This window comes from Streptomyces diversicolor (assembly GCF_057537855.1).
This window is the reverse complement of sequence record NZ_BAAJXA010000133.1, coordinates 1-1165: the sequence shown is the minus strand read 5'-3', so window position 1 is coordinate 1165 and position 1165 is coordinate 1. Positions and strand designations below refer to the sequence as shown.

Below are 1165 nucleotides of genomic sequence, written 5' to 3'. Positions count from 1 at the left end.
CGACCCCAGCAACTCCCTCTGCCACAACGCGTAGTCCGCGTACTGCACCGGCAGCGCATCCCACCCCGGTGCCCGCCCCTCACACCGCGCCCCGTACGCCACCGACACATCCCGCGCGAGCGGACCCATCGACCAGCCGTCACCGGCGATGTGGTGCACCACCAGGGCGAGTACATGCTCCTCGGGACCGGTCTCGAACAACCACGCCTTCAACGGAGCCTCGGCCGCGAGGTCGAAGGCGTACGAAGAGATCCGCGCGAGTGTGGCCGACAGTTCGAAGGAGTCGAGCCGGACGGCAGGCAGCTCCCACTCGACCTCGTCCACTCCGAGAACACGCTGGTAAGGCTCGCCGGCCTCGACTCGAAAGACCGTGCGCAGGGATTCATGGCGCGCGATGACGTCACGCAGCGCGTCGGCCAGGGCCTGTGTGTCGAGCCGACCGGTGAGCCGCAGCGCCACCGGGCTGTTGTACGTCTGGCTCGGCCCCTCCAACTGGCCGATGAACCAGAGCCGTCGCTGCCCGTACGACAAGGGCACCCGTTCCGGACGTGCCATCGGCACCAGCGCCGCCCGCGCCTCGTCCGCCTCTGCCAGCCGGGCGGCCAGCCCTGCCACTGTGGGTGCCTCGAAGAGTTCGCGGATACCCACTTCGACGCCGAGCAGGGTCCGCATGCGGCTCACCAGTCTGGTCGCCAGCAGTGAGTGTCCGCCCAGCGCGAAGAAGTCGTCATTCACGCCGACCGCGGGCAGATCCAGGACCTGGGCGAAGGCCTGGCAGAGGAGTTCCTCCTGCAAGGAGACCGGAGCCCTGTCCGAACCAGCCCTCGCCGCCGCGTATTCGGGCCTCGGCAGGGCCTTGCGGTCCAGCTTGCCGTTACCGGTCAGCGGCAGCTCCGGCAGCACGACCACTGCCGAGGGCACCATGTACTCCGGCAGACGCGCGGCGACAGACTCCCTGACCGCCGCGCTCAGTTCGGCAGCGTCCGTGTCGCTCGCGACGATGTAGGCGATCAGGCGGACATCGCCGGGGGTGTCTTCGCGCGCGACGACTGCGGCTTGCAGGACCAGCGGGTGTGCGGCTACGACTGCCTGAACCTCGCCGGGCTCCACCTGGAAGCCGCGGATCTTCACCTGCTCATCGGCACGACCGGCGAACACCAGCCGG

Annotated in this window: 1 protein-coding gene; it reads right to left on the bottom strand. The window is 69.3% G+C overall.

Annotated elements, in window-relative coordinates:
- Positions 1–1165, bottom strand: a 1165-nt coding sequence (locus tag AC27LF_RS45490) for a condensation domain-containing protein (protein ID WP_479665221.1), incomplete at both ends; no start/stop codon positions are given.